We start from the raw sequence: 1,220 nt of genomic DNA, 5'->3' as shown, positions 1-1,220 counted from the left end.
GATATGCGCTTTGCCCCCTACCCGCCGTTCCGGGCCACGGTGCTGATGGCCGTTGCCATCTATGGCAACTTCTACGCCCATCATTTTCTTCCCGATATCAGGATGGGCCTGTTTGCGGCCACCGTACTGCTGTTTGCCAGCACCCGCATCTGGTTCCGCATTGGCGAGCGCAGCTACTGGATGCCGCTGCCGGTGGCTGCGTTTCTGTCCAGTTTCTTTCTGTGGCTGGCAGAAAACATCGGCACCAGCACCAAGACCTGGCTGTACAATGGCCAGGCCAGCGGCGAATGGGTGAACCTGGCCAAGATGGGGTCCTGGTATCTGCTGCTGCACGTCAGTTTTGTCACCGTGACGCTGGTGTTCCGCGAGGCGCTGTCTCCCACGGCAACCCCTGCCCGGCAGATGCAAAACGCCCGCCAATAAAGGGCGGGCGCCGGGCCGGGTTTACTTAAAACGGATCAGAGATCCTGTTTGGCGTCCAGCAACGCGTCTTCCAGCAGCCGTTCGTTGCGGGCCTCTTCGATCTTGCGGATGCGGTCTTCGCTGGAGCGGTGATCAAACCGGTATTTCACCACGTTGACCAGGCTCAGTGTCAGCAAGAGCACCGCCATCGCCCAAAATCCTTTGGTTGCCAGCGGCACCTCAGTTGAAAGCCACAGAGAAATCCCCAGCATTGCATAGGCGATAGCGACGCCGGCAGAGTTCAGAAAGATAATCAGTTTGTTGTCAGTGTTGTCGGTAAACATGTCGTTTCTCCAGAAAATACAAGTTGGTCTATGCGCGCCGGCGGACCGGACCAGGGCAAAGCCTGTTTAGCTGCTGCTTTTAAGCCGGTTCAGCACATCGGCGGCAGTGCTGCGGCTGCGGGGGCCGAAACCGGCATCCGCCAGATCATCGGCAATGGTGCTGTTGCTCAACTCACCGTCGATTTCGCGCAGGATTTCCCCCTGCTCGAACGGATCATCACGCTGCAAGACTTCGCTGATCAGCGCCTCGGCTTCTTCGGCCGGGCTATCGCCGCCGGTGTGACGGCGCAGGCGGCGCTGGATGTCCTGCTCGCGCCGGGTGGCGCGGGCGGCAATGGCGCCCTGCTTCAGGTCGGTGATGCGGCGGCTGGCGGTTTCCACCGACTGACGCAGCTGCAAGATCCTTGTGTCCAGCCGGTCGAGGGTCTGGCGGCGGACCGTCAGCTCGTTCTCCATCTCGGCCACCGCTTGGGC

General features: G+C 60.8%; 2 protein-coding genes and 1 pseudogene. 1 reads left to right on the top strand and 2 read right to left on the bottom strand.

Going from position 1 to position 1,220, the window contains the following annotated elements; all coding sequences use genetic code 11:
- On the top strand, nucleotides 1–423 hold a 423-nt coding region (locus tag A2I95_RS39810), incomplete at its 5' end, for a DUF817 family protein (protein WP_291737860.1).
- A gap of 35 nt (nucleotides 424–458) precedes the next feature.
- Here A2I95_RS39810 and A2I95_RS39805 read toward each other — a convergent pair.
- Both A2I95_RS39805 and A2I95_RS39800 read right to left on the bottom strand, forming a co-directional pair.
- On the bottom strand, nucleotides 459–746 hold the full coding sequence (locus A2I95_RS39805) for a hypothetical protein (protein ID WP_027259343.1): 288 nt from the start codon (nucleotides 744–746) through the stop codon (nucleotides 459–461).
- A gap of 66 nt (nucleotides 747–812) precedes the next feature.
- Nucleotides 813–1,220 (bottom strand): annotated as a pseudogene (locus tag A2I95_RS39800) (chorismate mutase); the annotation flags it as partial.

This window comes from Leisingera sp. F5 (assembly GCF_001593695.1).
This window is presented reverse-complemented; position numbering and strand designations above follow the sequence as displayed.